Origin of the sequence: Proteiniphilum propionicum (assembly GCF_022267555.1) — a bacterium.
Lineage (GTDB): Bacteria > Bacteroidota > Bacteroidia > Bacteroidales > Dysgonomonadaceae > Proteiniphilum > Proteiniphilum propionicum.
The window spans coordinates 1-20211 of sequence record NZ_CP073586.1 but is presented as its reverse complement, the minus strand read 5'-3'; the positions used below and the strand labels follow the sequence as shown (position 1 = coordinate 20211).

At 43.0% G+C, this 20211-nt stretch carries 13 protein-coding genes; 3 read left to right on the top strand and 10 right to left on the bottom strand.

The window, feature by feature from the left end; all coding sequences use genetic code 11:
• The first annotated feature begins 149 nt into the window (after positions 1–149).
• Positions 150–512 (top strand): BlaI/MecI/CopY family transcriptional regulator, encoded by a 363-nt coding sequence (locus tag KDN43_RS00065; RefSeq protein ID WP_238867667.1) that lies wholly within the window; start codon positions 150–152, stop codon positions 510–512.
• A gap of 131 nt (positions 513–643) precedes the next feature.
• Positions 644–2209, top strand: a complete 1566-nt coding sequence (locus tag KDN43_RS00060; RefSeq protein ID WP_238867666.1) for a M56 family metallopeptidase — start codon at positions 644–646, stop codon at positions 2207–2209.
• 151 nt (positions 2210–2360) lie between these two features.
• On the opposite strand, the gene KDN43_RS00055 is transcribed toward KDN43_RS00060, so the two are convergent.
• From KDN43_RS00055 to trmB, 6 genes are all read right to left on the bottom strand, one after another.
• Positions 2361–4682: a transglycosylase domain-containing protein gene (locus KDN43_RS00055; RefSeq protein ID WP_238869511.1), complete on the bottom strand. Its 2322-nt coding sequence runs from the start codon at positions 4680–4682 to the stop codon at positions 2361–2363.
• A gap of 387 nt (positions 4683–5069) precedes the next feature.
• The gene (locus KDN43_RS00050) at positions 5070–6779 is read right to left on the bottom strand and encodes a TonB-dependent receptor (protein WP_238867665.1); all 1710 of its coding nucleotides are present in this window, start codon (positions 6777–6779) and stop codon (positions 5070–5072) included.
• Between the two features lie 105 nt (positions 6780–6884).
• Positions 6885–9872 carry a tetratricopeptide repeat protein gene (locus KDN43_RS00045; RefSeq protein WP_238867664.1) on the bottom strand — a complete coding sequence of 996 codons (2988 nt, stop codon included), beginning with the start codon at positions 9870–9872 and terminating at the stop codon, positions 6885–6887.
• A gap of 14 nt (positions 9873–9886) precedes the next feature.
• Positions 9887–10450, bottom strand: a complete 564-nt coding sequence (locus KDN43_RS00040; RefSeq protein WP_238867663.1) for an NUDIX hydrolase — start codon at positions 10448–10450, stop codon at positions 9887–9889.
• A gap of 80 nt (positions 10451–10530) precedes the next feature.
• A complete protein-coding gene (locus tag KDN43_RS00035) occupies positions 10531–11640 on the bottom strand; it encodes an Mrp/NBP35 family ATP-binding protein (protein ID WP_238867662.1) in 1110 nt (369 codons plus the stop codon).
• 33 nt (positions 11641–11673) lie between these two features.
• On the bottom strand, positions 11674–12411 hold the full coding sequence (trmB, locus tag KDN43_RS00030; protein ID WP_238867661.1) for a tRNA (guanosine(46)-N7)-methyltransferase TrmB: 738 nt from the start codon (positions 12409–12411) through the stop codon (positions 11674–11676).
• A 372-nt stretch (positions 12412–12783) separates the two neighbouring features.
• On the opposite strand from trmB, the gene gdhA reads away from it, so the two are divergent.
• Positions 12784–14121 (top strand): NADP-specific glutamate dehydrogenase, encoded by a 1338-nt coding sequence (gdhA, locus tag KDN43_RS00025; protein ID WP_238867660.1) that lies wholly within the window; start codon positions 12784–12786, stop codon positions 14119–14121.
• Between the two features lie 348 nt (positions 14122–14469).
• Here gdhA and KDN43_RS00020 read toward each other — a convergent pair whose 3' ends face one another.
• The 4 genes from KDN43_RS00020 to KDN43_RS00005 form a co-directional block, all read right to left on the bottom strand.
• Complete coding sequence (locus KDN43_RS00020) at positions 14470–15828, bottom strand: ATP-binding protein (protein ID WP_238867659.1); 1359 nt, start codon at positions 15826–15828, stop codon at positions 14470–14472.
• Between the two features lie 442 nt (positions 15829–16270).
• On the bottom strand, positions 16271–17656 hold the full coding sequence (locus KDN43_RS00015; RefSeq protein ID WP_238867658.1) for a Gfo/Idh/MocA family oxidoreductase: 1386 nt from the start codon (positions 17654–17656) through the stop codon (positions 16271–16273).
• A 72-nt stretch (positions 17657–17728) separates the two neighbouring features.
• Positions 17729–18895: a Gfo/Idh/MocA family protein gene (locus tag KDN43_RS00010; RefSeq protein ID WP_238867657.1), complete on the bottom strand. Its 1167-nt coding sequence runs from the start codon at positions 18893–18895 to the stop codon at positions 17729–17731.
• Between the two features lie 102 nt (positions 18896–18997).
• A complete protein-coding gene (locus tag KDN43_RS00005; protein ID WP_238867656.1) occupies positions 18998–20206 on the bottom strand; it encodes an MFS transporter in 1209 nt (402 codons plus the stop codon).
• Positions 20207–20211 lie beyond the last annotated feature (5 nt).

The following is a 20211-nucleotide window of genomic DNA, read 5'->3' as shown; positions in this document are numbered from 1 at the left end:
GAGTATGGTACTTTTGGGAATCCAGCATAACTTATTAGCTGTCAGTATTATAAATGAGGTTTTAACGAAGCGTAAATTCAAGATATTATAAAAAATGACTTTCCCAAGTAGGTTCATTAGCTATATGTTTTTAAAAATTGATATGAATTATGGATAGATTAACACCCCAGGAAGAAATTGTGATGTTGCATGTGTGGCAACTCAACGAATGTGCTATAAAAGATGTGGTGGATAAAATGGAAGAGCCTAAACCTCCGTATACCACAGTGGCATCTATCTTCAACAATCTTGAGAACAAAGGATATCTGATAAAAAGGAGATTTGGAAATGTAAAGGTTTATAAACCGAAAATATCTGAGTCTGCCTATAAACGTCACTTTTTGTCTGGAGTGGTGCAGAGTTATTTCGATAACTCCTATAAGGAGCTAGTATCTTTCTTTGCTAAAGAACAAAAGATCAGTGCTGAGGAGCTGAATGAGATTGTTCACCTGATTGAGAAAAACCGGGAGTAGCCCATTTGTTGGACATTTAACTTATACTGATCATGTACTCTTTTCTTATATATCTTGTACAAGTTAACATTGCCATAGTTTTGTTTTATCTTCTGTATATTACAGTATTAAAACGGGATACATTTTTATTGGTGAGACGTATCTTTTTCCTGTCGGCAATTCTATTTTCTTTGCTTTACCCTCTTTTTGTTATTCCTGCATTTGGTGAGATGTGGAACTTTCGCTCCAATTCATTGGAGAAAGTTAATTCTACTGTTATTTTTGAAAAGCCTGCCATGGTATTAGCTACAGAAGAACCTACATCCCTTCCCTCCTTTGCGATATCCTGGGAGCAGGTCCTGACTGCCATCTTTGGTGTAGGAACACTATTTTTTGTGTTGCGGTTTTTCTGGCAGCTCATCTCTATCATGCGAATTCGTCTTAATTGTGAAAAAAGTATGATCTCCGGAATTGCTGTTTACCAGTTGAAGTATGATATGCCCCCTTTCTCTTTTTTCAAATTGATATTTATACATACTGAAAAGCATTCTGAAACGGAGATTGCGCAGATTCTTCTACATGAGCACACGCATGTACGACAGTGGCATTCGCTGGATATTATACTTATCGAGATTTTTTTTCTTTTTTCCTGGTGGAATCCTTGTGTGTGGCTAATGAAGCGGGAAATGGCTATGAATCTGGAATATCTTGCTGATAACGGTGTCCTTCGTGAAGGGGTCGACAGCCGCGAATATCAATTCCATCTTTTACGATTGACTTATCATGAAACTGCAGTTCAGATAGTAAATAACTTTAATGTATCACAATTAAAACAACGAATTATGATGATGAATAAAACTAAGTCGCCTATGGTAAAGCTGGCAAAATATATTGCCAGTTTACCCTTGGCGCTTTTGCTGATTACCGCTAACAGCGTCTATGCTCAACAAGCCGAACCTCAAAAGAGAATATCAGCCACTGATGAAGTTTTTGTAGTAGTAGAGATTCAGCCCGAATTCCCCGGTGGAACAGAAGCAATGATGAGGTTTCTGATTGACAATATCAGATATCCGGAAGAGGCTAAAACGAAAGGTATTGAGGGAAGGGTAATTTGTAATTTTATAGTGATGAAAGATGGTAGCATAGCCGATGTGAATGTAGTACGTGGAATTGACCCGCTGTTGGATGCCGAGGCGGTTCGGGTTCTTGAGTCGATGCCTGAATGGGAGCCGGGCAAACAGCGCGGACAAGCTGTAAATGTACGATTTACCATACCGGTAGTTTTTCGGCTGAGTAGAAATGAAAGTTCTGATTTGAAGGCCGTATGTGTTAAAGCTGATAGTTCGCAGGAGCAGGCCTTTGTTAAGTTTATAGCTCAAAATATTAAATATCCTGTTATTGCGCAGGAAAATGGTATTACGGGGTTGGTAAAAACCAGTTACAGTGTCAGTGATAAGGGAGAGATTACAAATCTTAAAATTGCGGAAGGAGTTGATCCTTCTCTTGATTCAGAAGTATTAAGAGTGTTGAAAATGATCCCGTCAGATATTGTCCTGGAAAAGGAAGGAGGAAGAGCCAATTCAAAAGTCGATCTTACAGTATATTTCAGGTTACAAGACGAGGAATTATCAAACAGTGGTAGCAGTTCTGTTGTCAGTGATATTGTAGTAGTGGGATACGGAGTTAAAAAGACGCCTGAAATAAAAGATCCAAGATAGTTATCAACTATTCTCCTTGTTGATAATTATATCAACATCAAGGGAGGTATTCAATTTTGAATCCTCCTTTGATCTCTATTTAAAGCCGATGCTTATACTTGTTTTTCAGCTTATTATTCCTGTTGTCCGGTGTGGCAGTTGTCGAATAATATCAATTGAATATGTCGTCGATACCTTCGCTCTCCACCATCGGATCATCATTCCGGTAGAAGTCGGGAGAGTAGCGCTTTGAATCATGACACGGGTCGAATTCGGCTGGGATATCAAAAACACCGTCGTCACTGTATTTTAGTTCGCGATCGGCATAAATCTTTTGATAAAACAACCCGTGAATGGGTAACGCCATGCTGGCTCCCTGTCCGTAAGCCATCCGGTCGAAATGTATGGATGGGTCTTCACCGCCCACCCAGCAGCCTGCGACCAGATTGGGGGTAAACGACATAAACCATCCGTCGGAATTATTATTTGTCGTACCCGTTTTTCCGCCCATTTGCCCTTTCAGGTTATATAACCGTCTCAGCCTGCCTCCCGAACCGCCATCGATGACAGCCTTCAGCATATCGAGCATCTTATAGGAGGTAGATTCACTGAAGATCTCTTTCATTCTGGGGACGGATGAGTACACTTCGTTGCCGAACTGGTCTTCAATTCGGGTCACCAATACCGGCTCCACGCGGATGCCTCTGTTGATGAAAGAAGAATAGGCTCCTACCATCTCATAAACTGATGCGTCATTAGGTCCCAGCGCAAGTGAAACTACCGGATCGGCCGGAGTCTTCAACCCGAATGATTGGAGCATACGGGCAAATGTGTAGGGCGAGAATTGCTTCATCAGCCAGGCAGTCACCCAGTTGTCGGAGTTCTGAAGGCCCCATTTGATGGATACAAACTCTCCGGAAGCTTTACGCGTATTGCGTGGTTCCCATGGCTCCCCTACTTCGGGCATAAGTGTTACCGGGCCGTGAATCATTCCGTCGCAAGGAGTCATCCCCTCCTCCATTGCAAGAGTGTAGAGATAAGGCTTGATTGTAGAACCTATCTGCCGTTTGCCGGTGGAAACCATATCATATTTGAAGAATTTGAAATCAGGCCCTCCTACATAGGCTTTTACATGTCCCGTTAAAGGATCCATTGCCATGAATCCCGCACGAAGGAAGTTTTTATGATAGCGGATTGAATCCCAGGGTGTCATCAGTGTGTCTATTTCCCGATGCTCCCATGAGAAAACCTTCATTTCGACAGGTACCTCCTTAAAGTTTTTAATTATTTCAGCTTCACTGAGTCCTCCTTTTTTAAGAACACGGTAACGTTCCGTCTGTTTCATTGCTGCCGTCATCAGATCATCAACCTGATTGCTTACTTCAACAGAGTACGGAGCGTATTTCCTGCCGGCCTTTTCACTGAAAAACTGTTTTTGGAGATATCCGCCCAAATGTTCTTTCACAGCAGCTTCCGCGTAGCGTTGCATACGGGAATCGATTGTTGAGTAAATCTTAAGTCCGTCTGTGTAGATATTGTAGTTCGATCCGTCAGGTTTTTTATTTTTATTACACCATCCGTAAAGTGGATCTTCCTCCCACGAGAGTGAGTCTTCCGTAAACTGTTGTTTTTTCCACGAGGCGTAATTCTTTCTCTGTGGCTTCACGGCCATCATCATTTTTGCCAGATGCTGACGGTAATAAGGAGCGGCAATATCAATGTGACCGGAACGGTTAAAATCCAGTTCAATTGGAAGTTGTTTTAGGGAATCGGCCTGTTGCTTCTTAAGGTGCCCAGCCTTCTGCATCTGAGAAAGTACAACGTTCCGACGCTCTTTTGTAACCTCCGGGCGTCGTACCGGATTATAAAGGGATGAGTTTTTAAGCATTCCAATAAGCATGGCTGACTCATCTACGCTCAATTCGTCGGGGGTTTTATTGAAATAAGTACGTGCGGCAGACTCAATCCCCACGGCATTATAGTTGAAGTCATATTTGTTCAAGTAGAGGTTGATGATCTCATCTTTAGAATAAAAGCGCTCCAGCTTCGCAGCAATTACCCACTCAACAGGTTTTTGAAAAACACGCTGAAGTTTGTTGTTTGCCCGTGGAGAGTAGAGAAGCTTTGCCAGCTGTTGAGTGATGGTACTCCCGCCGCCGCTCTCTCCTTTATTGAGGATAAGTGTTTTAAATACAGCTCTTCCCAAGCCTATAATATCTATACCGGAGTGGGAATAATATCTCACATCTTCGGTCGAAATTAATGCATCGATAAGATATGGGGACAGGTCTGAATAATCCACAAAAATTCTATTATCATCGCTTTGTGAATAGGTGAAAAGCAGTTCGTTATCGGAAGAGATAACCTGTGATGCGTATTTATCAATCGGATTCTCCAGCTCATTAATCTCTGGCAGGTAACCAACAAGCCCTGCCGACACGAGCAGGAAAAAGAGCGCAGCACCTGCCACCATCAGGCCGAACAGGCTCCACATGGCTTTTACGATGTCATATTTCCCTGTTACTTTTTTTGTTTTCGATGCTCTTTTCTGAGCTTTTTTTTTCTTACCCATAACTTTCGGATCTCTTCATGAAGTTTGTGGACAACCAATGTTCGCCGCAAAAGTACATAAAAGCATTGTAAACAAGAAGGAAGAAGTATTAAAAATAGTTTTGTGCGACGTTTAACCCCCCAGTGTTTATGCAACAATACAACAGCATATCTGCAAAGTGATTTGCTTCGATTAAGAATTGTTTGTTGAAAAAGATGAGTCTGCCCCAAAAGCCATTAATATCGAAAAAATATTTATAATGTGCAGATAAACAATATATAATATGGCCCTGTCGCAATGAGATAGGCTTTTCGTACGGGATTCAAAAGATCAAAATTTAAACGTGAAACCGCCCGATGCATTAATGCTCTGTGCCGGGTGCCCATACCAGATATCGAACTTTTGCGACAAGAGGTTGTTTACCCTTGCATTAACGGAAAAGGCATCGGTGATATCGTAAACGGCTCCCACATTAAGATCATTGATATTATCCATTTTTAGATTTGCACCGTCGAAATAGGACCATCTGTCTCCGGCCAGGTAATAGTTAAGTGTAAGGTTCAGGTTGCTCAGCAGATCAAGCGATGCACGAATATCAACTTCAAAACCTGGCATATTGTAGGCTCTGGCATCATTTATCAGTACATCGTTAACCGTTAAATCGTTTACTTCATAGAAGTTTTTTTTCAGCCGCAATGAAAAATCCAGAGGTGACCATATGTTGCCTTGTATTATTCCACCGAAGTGAGAATTTGACAAACTCCCATACACAGGCTTAAGCACCTCTTTATATGGGGATGTTGCCATTCCGTCAACAATATCCTGTCCGTTCAATAGCAGAAAATGTTCATCGTCAGTTTTTTTGTATCCTGCGAAAATATCGAAACGAAACCCGCTCACTTCACCTATTTTTGCTCCTGCGTTAAAGTCGATAAGGGTGAATGATGGTATTACATTGTCATATGGTTGGATGTATCTCGATTCGCTTATCATACCGGGGAATGTGTTGCTTCTGATTCCTCCGTGAACAGTTGCGTAGAGTGAAGAGTGATCAGTTACCCCCCAGTGCAGTTTCACGTTTGGCACAACGCGTATCTTTGTACTGCCTGATATTTGAAAAAGCACATCGGCTCCCAGTCTTGCACTGCTGTTAATGCCGGCAAAGGTGATGTATGGGGCCGCGTTGACAAGGGTGAAGTCGTCTAAATTGCCATTATAAAAGGTGGTGAATAACTTCCCATCCACACCCACTTTGCTTCCAGCGCCTCTGAAAGGTTTGTCGAAACCGGCAATCGCGTTTAACTGTGTCCCTTTTATTCCTTTCGTGTCGACGGTTTCAGCGAATCTGGTGGAGAAATTTTTGAAATCTATCTCACCTCTATAATTTAGTATGTCTGATTCATGCGATTTGATTCCAATTATTGCATTCAAAATGCCCAGTCGCTGATTTTCATTATTGTAAAAGCGGGTATCACCGAATGTATTTCCATAATAGTTGAATGTGGAGTTCAAGTATGAAAGCTGCATATTAAATGTGAGAGCATCAGCTATATGTCTGAATCCAAGCCAACCCCGGTTATCCATGAAATAGGCATTGCTACCGGCCGGATTTACATCCTGCAGATAGTTGATATCACCATTGGTGGAGTTATGATGAAAAGTGAAAGAGAAATCATTTTTCTCGTCTTCTACCAGGCGGTACCCAAAAACTCCGTCCATATTGGCGTAATTGCCTGCGTTGAATCTGATAAATCCTTTTTTCATGTTGTAGGGTATCGCCGTCATTATGTTTCCAGGTGCAGGTAGTGCAATCTCCAGGGGAGGAGTGGTGCGCCCTGCCCAGGTGGAATAGTTGGTGTTGGCCTTTTGAACGGCAGGTTCATGCAAGGCAGGCAGCGAATTTATTTTGTCCGCATCAAACAGTGAGGGTGTGAAGTCTCGCTCCAGTTCCATCTGTCGCCTAAGTAGAGAATCCTGTGTTTGTGCAAATATTCCTGAAGATAATGACAAAATTATTATTGTGAAATATATTTTTCTCATACTATCTGTTTTTTTTATTTTCATTAAGTTTCTGACTTTTGGACATATATAATCCGGTCAATCTGAAAAGTTAGCAGATCTGCATTATTTTTTTAATCCCGGTTTTTATTTAAGTCTCTCATCTATCATTTGACTGATATCAGCCTCACCACCCTTATAATTGGTTCTTAAGCTCTCAAGGTACTGAAGTGCCTGGAACCTATCTCCTTTGGCCATATAGGTGTCCGACAGAACAATAAGAGCACGGGCCATCCAGTATTGATGCGGAGTGCTTTTCTGCATAAACTTTTTCACCTGTGCTTCTGCCCGGTCATACGACTTCCAGCGGTAATAAGTGTCTGCAATGATAAACTGAGCTTCGGCGCCATAGATACTGCGCGTATCCTTTGCAATGAACTGGAAGTCGGCCATTGCATTGTCTGTTTCATTTATCTGCTGATATGCTTTTCCCCGCAGATATCTTGCTTCGGTAACCGTTTCTGCTGAGAGATTATTTCCGGCAAGCAATTCTGTTGCTGCACGAACTGCTTCGTGATAGCCTCCCAGTTGCGATTGAGCGCGTATAACGCCCATTTGCCCAATTTGTTTGTTTGTAGCATTCCTGGCTGAATTAGCTAACCTTGAATAGTCTGCAAGCGCCTGACGTAAATTGCCGTTCTTATACTCTGTCTGAGATGTGTAAATAAGTGCATTGTCGAGAAATTTCACATTGCTTGCATCAATTACTTTTCGGAAATGAGTCAATGCCTGTTGCTTGTCCCCCTTTTCGTCGGCAATCACCCCGAGGTAATAATTGGCATCGCTGCTGTATGCTCCGTTAGGATAAGACTGCAGATACCGGGTCATTGCCAGTTCTGCATCTGTACGGTTGCCCCGCATATATACATTTTCGGCAGCGAGGTAGGTGAGGGAATCCTGGCGTGAGGGAGTGATACGCATTCCACCCGGAAGCGAGTTCGCATATCTTACGTATGAGTCAATATCGTTTATTTCACGATAGACCGTCTCCAGTGAGACCAGTGCATTACGTGCATCATCTGAACCCGGGAAATTAGATATCACATTTTTGTAGGCGGCTATGCTTTGCTGATAATTGCCGCTATTGTAATACAGTTGCCCCAGTTGCACCCCTCCTTGTCCGGCGATCGGGCTTTTTGGGTAATCGGTAACCAGTTTATGTAATACAGTTATGGCTTCGTTCTCCCTGTTAAGCATGGTAAGGGCGCGACTTTTTTCATATAGCGCATCATCGTAATACTGTGAGTTGGGATAGCGGCGTATAAGGTTGTCCAGAGCTTCAATTTTTCCCTGGTAGTTGCGTTGCAGTCCCATTACAAAAGCACGCTGATATGAAGCATAATCAGCAATATCGGGGTTTGCAGTTGCAGCCTGTCCGTAATAGCGTTCTGCTTCACTGAAATTGCGGTTAAAATAGTGACTGTCACCCACACGATTCATTGCGTCGGCATACTCTGGCCTGTTGCGGTTGTTTTCGGCAGAGATATATTGCATAAAAGCATTTGCCGCCTGAATGTACTGTTGTTGTTTGAAGAGAGCATAACCCATACCGTACCACCCTAAAGCATAGTTCTCGTCTGATGATATTGCATTCTGCGTAAATTGCCGGAAGTCGTTTACCGCGTTGCTGTAATTTCCTATCCGGTAATATGCTTCTCCGCGCCAGTAATATGCGCTGTTACGCGCTTTAACATCGTAGTTGCCTAAGCTAATGCTGTTGTTGAAATGCTGTACTGCCTGGTTCATATTTCCGTTGATAAACTCTTGTGCTCCCAGCTGGAAGAGAACCATCTGTTTCGCTTCCATGATACGGCGCCCGGGGTTCTTGATGCGGTTGATGGCGTTAATGGCTGCCGTGTAGTCCTTTGTTGTGAGAAATGTTTCTGCAAGTATATTATTCACCTGGCTGATATACTGTGAGTTGGGGTATTCGCTGAGGAAATTCTCGAACAGAGTGATGGATTCGCTGAATACCGAAAAGTTGGTTTCATGTGCCAGCAGGGCATAGTTGAAGAGAGCCGTCTCACGCACCTGAGGGTCATAATTGTCGCGTGTAGCTGCCTCGAAAGCCATCTGGGCCTGCTGTTTCTGATTCATTTTTAGATAAGTGTGTCCAAGTTGAAGCTGCGCATTTTGTGAAAGAGCGTCTGGCTCACCTACAGCTTGCTGGAACATATTTACCGCATCGTTGTATTTACCGGTATCGGAATAGGATAATCCCATAAAATAGGCATCGCCCCTGAGTGGTCTGTTGTTGCCGGCAATATACTTCTCGTAAAAAGTAATGGCTCTGGATGGCTGTCCCTGTCTGTAATAACTATTGCCTAATACACGGTACATCTCAGAAACATGTTCACTTGACGGATATCTGCTAACAAAAGCTTCCGACAGCTTGATGGCATCGTTAATCTCACCATCGAAAAAGGTAGCCTGAGCAGTATAGAAGGCCACCTCTTCCTGATATTCCGGATTATTTTTTAATCGCTCAAAACGGCGCAAAGCTCCTGAATAGTCTCTGTTGATATATTCGATATAACCGAGATAAAAATTGGCTGCATCCCTATATTTGTTGCTGTTTTGTGACAGCAATCCGAAATATCGCCTGGCCTCTTCTTTGTTTCCCGACTGCAACTGTGTGTATCCGGAACGGAAGCTGTAATCTTCCTGTTCCGTGAGAGTCAGATAATCAAGATCGGTAAGTCCGAACCATATTCCGGCTGTTTCCCAATCTCTCTTATCGTAATAATACGATCCGATAAGAAAATTTACCTGATGTCGATGTATGGTTTCAGGGTATTTCGTTAGAAATTCTTTCAGTATGTTTCCGCTGGTTTTGTTTCCGCGGTGGAACGACGATATGGCAACCATATATGCTGCTTCTTCTTTCAGGTATGAATCGTTGCTTAATGTGGCAAACCCGGTCAGCAGCTCTTGCGCGCCTACCCAATTACCCTCGAGAAACATCTCTTTACCCTGGTTGAACAGTACTTCCGGATGCGTGTGGTACACTGTTTTTTGTGCCATTGAAAACTGAGTGACAAGTGCAAGGGTGAATAGTAAGATGATTTTTTTCATATATTCAAATTTTTTTACCGTGATATGCTATGCTGTACATTGTCAGATGTACCTCTTTTCCTTTCTGACCGCAATTTTTCAACTCCTTTTCGAATAGACAGGAGCCCAAAATCAGCGGGTTCTAAATCTTTTAACTTTATGAACAGTAGTTCCGAAACATCATCCTGTGCTTTTAATCCGTTGAAATCTTTCATGTTACATCTAAAAAAGAGGTCTACGGTTTGCACTTCAAAGTCCGAATATACGTAAATATTCGGAATGGAAAAAAGGTATTGTTGAGAAGTAACAAATAGGCCGGTCTCTTCGTTCACTTCACGGGCAATAGCCTCTTCTGCCGTTTCATGCATATCGATGAAACCTCCGGGGAGGTCAAGCGTTCCTTTAGCCGGATCTTTTGCCCTGCGTGCTACCAGTATTTCGTCCTGCTTATTTTCTATAACCGCCACCACTGCTGCCGATGAGTTGAAATAATATACAAAACAGCAATCGAAGCACTTCTTCGACTTTTCATTGTTTTCGATAAACCGTTTTGAACCGCACCTGGGACAAAACCGGAATTGCTCAAGTGGATGTTTCATGAATAATTATATGGTAATGTGCTAATAGGAATATAACGGAAATTCCATATTGGAGGTTCCGGTTTCCCGGCATATTGATCTTATTTTCGCGTTATCTCTACTATCCCTGTTTTAGGGAGCTCCCTGTTTCTCTTCTCTACAGCTTGCACCAGATTGTCAGCCAGTTCGGAGAAAGCAATCCCTGTGATACTGTCGCTGTGCAATGCTACTGGTTGGCCATCATCGCCTCCCTCTCTTATGCTCTGGACGATGGGGATCTGGCCTAACAGTGCATAACCCTGCTCTTCGGCCAGCCGTTTACAGCCCTCTTTCCCGAAAATATAATAGCGGTTTTCCGGTAGTTCTGCCGGAGTGAACCATGACATATTTTCCACTAACCCAAGAATTGGCACGTTCACCTTGTCGCCGGTGAACATGCTGATACCCTTGCGGGCATCGGCCAGTGCCACCTCTTGCGGTGTACTCACAATAACAGCACCTGTAATAGGTACCGTTTGTACGAGGGTGAGATGTATATCGCTTGTTCCTGGAGGAAAATCTATTAGAAAATAGTCCAGCTCTCCCCAGTCCGCATCACCAATGAGCTGCTTAAGCGCATTGCTTGCCATCGCTCCGCGCCATACAACCGCATCTCCCTTATTTACAAAGAATCCGATAGAAAGCATCTTAACTCCGTAATTTTCAACGGGGACAATCAAATCGCGCCCATCCCTTTTCTCCAGCATGGGACCGGCATCCTCCACTCCGAACATCTTTGGTACTGAGGGCCCAAAAATATCGGCATCAAGCAGTCCTACCTTATATCCTTTCTGAGCCAGAGCCACTGCAAGGTTTGTGCATACCGTACTTTTTCCGACTCCTCCTTTACCTGAGGCGACTGCAATAATATTTTTCACGCCCGGCAACAAGTCAGGCAAGTCCGGACGTGGTGGCTGCTTTGATTTCACGGATATGTTTCCCTTTATGTCGATGTCTTTGCCGGCATATGTAAGGATGGCTTGTTCAGCCATTTTTACTACCGATTTAATAAATGGGTCGTGTGCTTTCTCTGTGATGAGCGAGAAGCTCACTTTCATGCCTTCAATGCGGATGTTGTCTTCCACCATCCCGGCAGAAACAATGTCCTGTCCCGTGCCCGGGTAACGCACATTTTTCAGTGCATCAATAATGAGTTGAGGATATATTGTCATAATTCAATTTGCCTTTTGAGGCTATTTTTATAATTATAATCGGGCGTTGCGGCCGAAACTGCGATACTCATCTTTTTCAATTTCAACATCAGGTTCACTCCATTCCCGGTCTTTAGGGCATTCGAACCTGATATATTTGATGTTTAAACCGCGCGATAGCCATTGTTGTTCATAGAAAGTCTGAATTTCCAGAATATCATTGTTTAGGCCTGAATGGTACAGATCGTCCGTTTCGAAAAGAAGTTCAAGACCGTTCTCTTTAATCATCGCCTTGGTATAGGTGTATAAAAAATTGCTGTCCGTCTTCAGGTGAATAATACCGCCTTCATTTAATACACTGCTGTATTCCTTCATAAATCGGGTTGAGGTAAGTCGTTTGTTAACCTTTTTCATCTGAGGGTCGGGAAAAGTGATCCATATCTCCGAGACCTCGTTCTCGCTGAAAAAGTAACTTATCAACTCAATATGGGTACGGATAAAAGCCGCATTTGTGAGGTTTTCTTCCAGAGCACAAGTAGCACCTTTCCACATTCTGGCACCTTTGATATCGATCCCGATAAAGTTCCTTGCCGCGAACTTACGTGCCAGCTCTACTGTATATTCACCTTTGCCACAGCCCAGCTCAAGGACTATTGGATTTTTGTTGCCAAAGTAGGTGTACCACTCTCCCTTAAGGGGGAAACCTTCATCTCTCAACACCTCGAAGGGGTATTGAAATACATTACTATAAGTGGCCATGTCTGCAAATTTGGCCAGTTTATTTTTTGCCATTCAAACTGTTTAAATTCAAAAGTTCAATTGCATTAATTGTTTTTCTGCAACACCACAACCCGAATGAATTCGTCTTCTGTATGTCGCTTAATGAAAAAGTTGCTCTTTAGGGCGTAAGCCAAGTTTACTTTGACTATGCTTATTTAGCTTATCGCAATAGTTCCCTAAAATTGGATATTTGCTCATAAAGACATCGTTCATGTTTGCTTGAACAATGTTTATTTGACTTAACGCAAATAGTGCACCACAAAAGTAGCATTTATATGTTAAAAACAGAAAGTTTTTTTTCTATAAAAAAGTTGCAATAAAATATCAATATTCCAATTTAATCTATACCTTTGCTAAGCAATACCTAATAAAAACCTCTATAATATGAAAGTAAATGACATAATGACAAAACTTGAGGCGAAACATCCGGGCGAGTCAGAGTACCTTCAAGCCGTGAGAGAAGTATTGATATCTATTGAGGATGTGTATAACCAGCATCCTGAATTTGAAAAAGCGGGCATTATTGAACGTATCGTGGAACCCGACAGGGTGTTTACATTCAGTGTGCCCTGGGTGGACGATAACGGTAAAGTTCATGTTAATATCGGATATCGTGTACAGTTTAACGGAGCCATAGGCCCGTATAAGGGTGGTATTCGTTTTCACCCCTCAGTTACACTTTCTTCACTGAAATTTTTGGGATTTGAACAGACCTTCAAGAATGCACTTACCACGTTACCAATGGGCGGCGGCAAGGGTGGGGCGGACTTTTCTCCAAAAGGGCGTTCACAATCTGAGATCATGCGTTTTTGCCAGTCTTTTGTGATGGAGTTGTGGCGCAATATCGGCCCTGACACCGATGTCCCTGCGGGAGATATCGGCGTTGGAGCGCGTGAAGTGGGCTACATGTATGGCATGTATAAAAAGCTGGCAAGGGAACATACCGGCACCTTTACCGGAAAGGGGATGTCGTTTGGTGGTTCGCGATTACGTCCGGAAGCTACGGGATATGGGGCTCTCTATTTTGTAGAGAAGATGTGTGCTACCCACAACATCAGCTTGAAAGGGAAGACCGTTGCAGTGTCAGGCTTTGGAAATGTAGCATGGGGTGCCGTGAAAAAGGCAACTGAGCTGGGTGCCAAAGTCGTGGCTATCTCCGGCCCAGACGGTTATATCTACGATAGAGATGGAGTTAATACACCTGCGAAGATTGAATTCATGCTTGAGCTACGCAATTCAGGAAATGATATTGTGGCTCCATATGCCGATGAGTTTTCCGGTGCAACATTCTATCCCGGCAAAAAGCCATGGGAACGTAAAGTAGATATCGCTCTGCCTTGTGCTATTCAGAACGAGTTGAATCTGGAAGATGCAAAACGTTTGAAAGATAATGGTGTTACTATTGTTGCAGAGGTCTCGAATATGGGTTGTACTGCCGAGGCGGTAGAATTCTTTCTTGAGAATCAAATGCTTTTTGCACCCGGGAAAGCAGTTAATGCGGGTGGTGTGGCATGTTCGGGGCTTGAGATGACTCAGAATGCCATGCATATCTCATGGAGCAACGAGGAGGTGGACCGATGGTTACACCAGATAATGAGCGATATCCATGAACAGTGCATATTCCACGGGAAAAACGGGAAATATATAAACTATGTGAAAGGTGCTAATATTGCCGGTTTTATGAAAGTGGCCGATGCCATGTTATCACAGGGTGTAGTATAAAACATATCAATACTATTAATATAAAGATCATGAAAAGAGGGTGAATCGCATACAAAGTGATTTCACCCTCTTTAATTTTATTGGATTTTTAATGCCGAAATTCCTGCATTTTCTAACCAGATAATTTGAAAATATATCTATTCTGTTGATATATAGTGAAAAATTGTCAAACCCTTGTTTTTCTCGAACAATATGGTTACAAAAGAACGGGATTTCAGGTTATCAAACTAGACGGAAAAATTCTTTATAAGGCATCCGACATTAACCGGTTGTTGTAAGAAAATTACTATCCGGCTTTTGACGGATAAAAAGTCGAGACGAAGGCTCTAACAATAGAATGAATTTACATCATTTAAGCAATTCAAAAATCTGCTCGGGTGTGAAAATATTCTCACCTGATTTTTTGTTGCTTTTCAGGAAAAGCACAGGAATAACCTCTTTATTTTTGACTAAATGGGTTTTCTGTACTTTCTCTTTGATGGTTTTAAACAGATATTCGGTATTCTCATTGTCCGACCACTTGCATTCTCCCACGAGCAGACTTTTGCCATCGGTTGATTCGGAAACTACGTCAAATTCCATTTGTTCATCGCGTGAAATGCTTCCCCACCATCGTGATGCCAATCCGTAGCGTTTTCCTTTGAATACTTGTCCGCTGATTGCTTTACGGCAAAGGTTTTCCCAATGCCAAGATACATAACTGTTAAAACGTGCCGAAATCTCTTCCATCACGACATCGGTACGTCCCAATTCAATTAACGAACGGTTGGGAACAACAAATCGGAAATAAAAATTCATAAATGGGTCAGCTACTTTGTAGAGTCCTTTTTTGCTTTTTTTGGGATTGTCTCCGTGTGGTATTTCACGTTCAATATAGCCCAGTGTAATCAACCTGTCTAACGGCCCGGAAAGGCTTGTGGCAGGCTTATTTGCCCTTGCGGCAATTTCTGAAATCCGGTTTGCGCCGTTTCCGATAAGTGACAGCAGTGTAGATGCTTGTACAATATCGCGCATATCGTCGATAAATAACCGGTAAGGCTCCTCATATAACGTGCCTTGCGCATTGAGCAGATTATACCTTATTGATTCCTGCAACGAGTTGCTTTGTAAGCGGATTTCCCAATATCTTGGTACGCCGCCCCACACGGAATATTCTTCAACAGTTCCAATGGGCGTACCATCCAATAACTCATGAAGATATGTAATACCGATGGGTAAGATCTTTAGAACTTGATTGGCACGCCCATAAAGAGGCGATGTGCTGTCAAGTGCCAATCCTTGCATTAACTGTTGTGATGAACCACAAATAATAATATTGTATTTGAGCGTTTTTGCATCAATTATTTTTTGGAGCAGCGAGGGCAGTTCGGGCGAACTTTTTGCTAAATATGGAAATTCATCCAAGCACAATGTAAATCGATTTGTTGCCCGATGATTTAATCCATCGAACAACGCTTCCCAATCCGGGTATATAGCTCGGTCAAAACCTTCAAACCGCATGCCGATTTCTTTCGCCAACAATTCAATTTGGTGCGCCCGCTCTGTTTGATCTGCCATGTAATAGACGTCGGCAGGGGAAAGCACTTTTTTTATCAACGTTGACTTTCCGATGCGCCGTCTTCCATATACTACCACAAAGGATGGAGATTGACTGTTTATAGATGCCGAGAGCCGCTCTTGTTCTTCTATTCTGTTTACAAATTTCATATCAAAGAATAATTATGCAGCACGAAAATAATGTTTCTACTCCATAATTCAAAGCAATCTTAATAAAAAAGCGAAAAAAATATACTTTTGATGTGTACGGTGGTAAATAATATGTAAAGTTATTATTAACTGGCACGGCGTGATTTGTAAGTTATACTGCTTTTATTAATCAGTCTGCTCCGTAAAAATCAAAATATCAAATACGATTACTTATATTACATTGAATATGAATATGTGTTTTAGATCGTTTACCTCTGAGTTTAAAATTGCCGTCGTTTGAAAGCGAACTTGACCTTTATGAAAGTTCTTCTATCTATGTCAATTTTAGTTATTTTAAGTAATTATTTTATTGAATTTACTTCGAATTAATTGGGTACTTAACATTTATTGATCTATAATTACATTTTCAACTGCAAACAGCCAATAATTATCAATGAGGTTATTATTTCCTCTGATCACTTCCCGGTACAGGAACCGAGAACCCCTTCATTTCCATTTTACCGATATTCAGGTCGGCAGGGGTATAATCGAGCGGTGCCGCAGTCATGGCATCCCAGGTAACCATCTGCCCTGTATATGCCGACTCGCGACCCATGATTGCCGCCATATTCGATATGGCTGTCTCTGATGCCTGCTCAATGGGATTGTTCCCACGTATGCAGTTTATCAGGTTCACATGTTCTAGTGTATATGGATCGGTCTGCTGGAACTCGGCTTTCTCAGCTTCACCGTCGTATTGCCAGATAACGTTCCCCTCGAGGTCTTTGATAACATGACCGCCGTCACTTGACCACGAACCTTTAGTTCCCTGGATAAACTCGCTAACATTGTTGGCACAGCCATCGATCTGGCGGCACATACTGTGCAGGTGCACCCCGTTCTCCATTGTGAAGTCGATGCTGAAGTTATCGTACTGGTCTCCCGTTATACGGCGTTGACGCGATCCGAAACCGACTGCACTGACAGGTTTCAGGCCGGAGAACCAGGTAAACACGTCGATGTTATGTACATGCTGTTCCACAATATGATCGCCAGACAACCATTTCCAGTTAACCCAGTCGCGCACCATATATTCAAAATCGCTCCAGCCGGGCTGGCGGTCGCGATACCACAACATGTTCTGGTTCCAATATACAACACCACCGGTAATTTCTCCTATGGCGCCGTTCATGATTTGTTTGAATGACTCAACATAACTGCGCTGGTGGTGCCGCTGAGTTCCGGTAACAACCCTAAGGTTCTTTGCCCTCGCCTGTTTAGCCGCTGCCACTATTGTACGATAGCCAACAGAATCTACACATATTGGCTTCTCGAGAAAGCAATGTTTGCTTTTCTCTACTGCATATTTGAAATGCTCTGCACGAAAAAATGGAGGCGTACAGTCGATAAGCACATCAATATCGCTGTCTATAACCTGTTTATATGCATCAAGGCCGACAAATCGTTTATCGGAAGGTATATCAATATTTTTCTCGTTCTTAAGCTTTTCTGCCAGTCCGTCCACCCTGTCCTGAAAAACATCACCTAATGCCACAATAGTTAAACCGTTGGCAGCATTCAAAAAGTTCATTGCTGCTCCGGAACCTCGTCCTCCACAACCTACAACACCGGCTTTAAGCTCTTTACCATCAGCGGCCAGATCAGGCAGATCGGGAATATAATAGCTCCCTGGTTCTTTTAAAGGAACACTGCCACCTTTGCTTTTTTCAGTTCCTCCACTACAGGATGTTAGAAATCCTGCCGATCCTGTGCCGATTACCCCTACGGCTCCTGCTACTGCAGAAGCTTTCAGAAATGATCTTCTAGTTACATTATCCTCTTTTTTCATTTTTAATTATTGTTTGGTATGTATCATTTATTTAACCACGTTAAATTTTGAAATAACAATCCTGAATACTAGCTATTCAATCCATTTCTGCCATTTTGTATTATTATCGCTCCCTGATTGTACCATCATTTCTACGAATTGCATTCCCCTTACCCCGTCATAGACGTTAGGGAAGTCGGTAATCAGTTCATCCGGATTGTCTCCGCTTTCTGCGGCCATGACGGCCAGGGCAAAATTGCGGTAAATATTGGCAAAGGCTTCAATGAAACCTTCGGGATGGCCGGCAGGCGTGCGGGTATTCCATTTAGCCAGTTTGCTTATAAATTCATTATTACCCATATACAGCTCTTCAGCGGGCTTATCCCCCCACCTCAGGGTCAACCTGTTCGAATCCATCTGTCTCCACTCCAATCCGCCTTTATCGCCATACACACGAAGACGGATATTGTTCGCTTCGCCGGTGGCGATCTGGGTAGCCATCAATACTCCGGTAACTCCCTTTTCCATTCGCAGCAGGGATGCCCCGTCGTCGTCCACCAGGCGTCCCTCCACGTACGTTTGCAGATCGGCGCACACCTCCAGCACTTTCAGGCCGGTAACGTATTCAGCCAGATGCCAGGCATGCGTTCCTATGTCGCCCATGCAACCGGCCTTGCCCGTGGTCTTTGGATTTGTCCTCCAGCCGGCATTATTCCCTCCCTGCAACTCTATGCGTTGCGAAAGCCACCCCTGGGTATACTCCACGTATACTTTACGCAACTTACCCAGTTCTCCGCCGGCAATCCTTGCTTTAGCCTCCTTGACTGCCGGGTATCCTGAGTAGACATGGGTCAATGCCAGGACCAGTCCTGTCTCCTCAACCTTCTCTTTCAGCTTGAGGGCTTCTTCCAGTGAAAAGGTCATCGGTTTGTCTATAACCACGTGAAACCCTCTTTCCAATGCCATCATTGCAGGCTCAAAATGCCACTTGTTCGGTGTGACTATGGTTACAAAATCCATCCGCTCCTCGACAGGCAGTTCCATTTCTTTCTCGAACATCTCCTGGTAGGAATCGTAAATCCGATGATCCGGGAGAAAATATTCCCTGCCTGAACTTCTGGAGATTTCAGGATTAACACTAAAACAGCCACAGACCAGCTCAATATAGTTGTCCATAAAGGCTGCGCGGCGGTGTATGGCTCCTATAAAGGCATCACTTCCTCCGCCAACCATACCCATTTTTAATTTCTTTCGTTTCATAATATTTCTGAATTTAAATTATTTGACAACTTATCAACTCCAACAGTTCAACAAAAAAGTCCCCGCATATTACAAATATGCCATTTCCTATATTCCCTAAGGCTACGTATTCCCCGTTTCACTCCCTGTATTAAGATTTTCGCGAAATAAAGAAACGAATCCAACAAGAATAATGACAGCCATCACAAAAGGAACAGTCCAGACAGATACCCAATCATGCACCCCTTGAGTGGTATACTGATCCACTACATTTCCGGCGACCAACGTTCCAAGATATTTTCCTACCCCGTAGGTTGCAAAGGCAATCAGTCCCTGTGCTGCATTCCTCAGTGATGACGGAGCTTTTTCATCTACATAGAGTTGGCCTGCAACAAAGAAAAAGGTAAAACAAAATCCGTGAAGGGGTAATACGGCATAGATAAATCCGGTTTTACCCGTATGCGCACCCAGCGCAAATGATCCGTACATCAACATCCAAGCTACAATAGCAGCTATAATACTTCCCTTGTAACGCAACTTGATAAAAATCAGCGGGAAAGCAAAAAGAAAAACCACTTCTGCAACCTGTCCCAGGCTCATGGCTGCCGCTGCATTACTGATACCAACATTGACAATAAAAAGATTGGTGAAAGAATCATAGAAAGCAAGTGGAATACAAGTCAGTGCGGAAAAGGCCAAGAGTACTAAAAACGATCTATCTTTTATAAGCTTAAACGCGTTGAACCCTAGCATTTGTCCGATTGTTATCTTCTGTGTTGCTTGAACAGGCGCACGATAAGGCAATATCAACGCAAATAAACCTGCCAGCAATGATACCCCTGCACCTATTAGAAACGGAGTTGAATAAATCTCAAGATCTAATGCACTTATTAGTAATCCTGCTCCTATCCAGCCGAAGGATCCGAACAGGCGGATTCTTGAAAATTCTTTCGCAGGGTCAATCAGGTTTGCAAATGATATTGAATTGGTCAATGACATGGTCGGCATGAAGCAAATGCTGTAGAAAAGCAGAATTGGGAAAAATAAAGAAAAAGTTTGAACCTTCGTAAGCCAAAACAATAGAAAAGCCCCTAACACATTCAGAAATGCTAAAACTCTGTTAGCCGAAAAGAACCTATCGGCAATCATTCCCACAATGACAGGAGATATAATTGCGGCAATAGCAGCGGTGCTGTATGCCAGGCCGATTTGAACTCCGGAAAAGTTGAGGGTCCTTCCTAAATAGGTTCCCATGGTCACGTACCAAGAACCTTGAATAAAGAACTGGAAGAACATCATGGCGGATAACTTCGCCTTAATCGTATTTTGCATAGAAT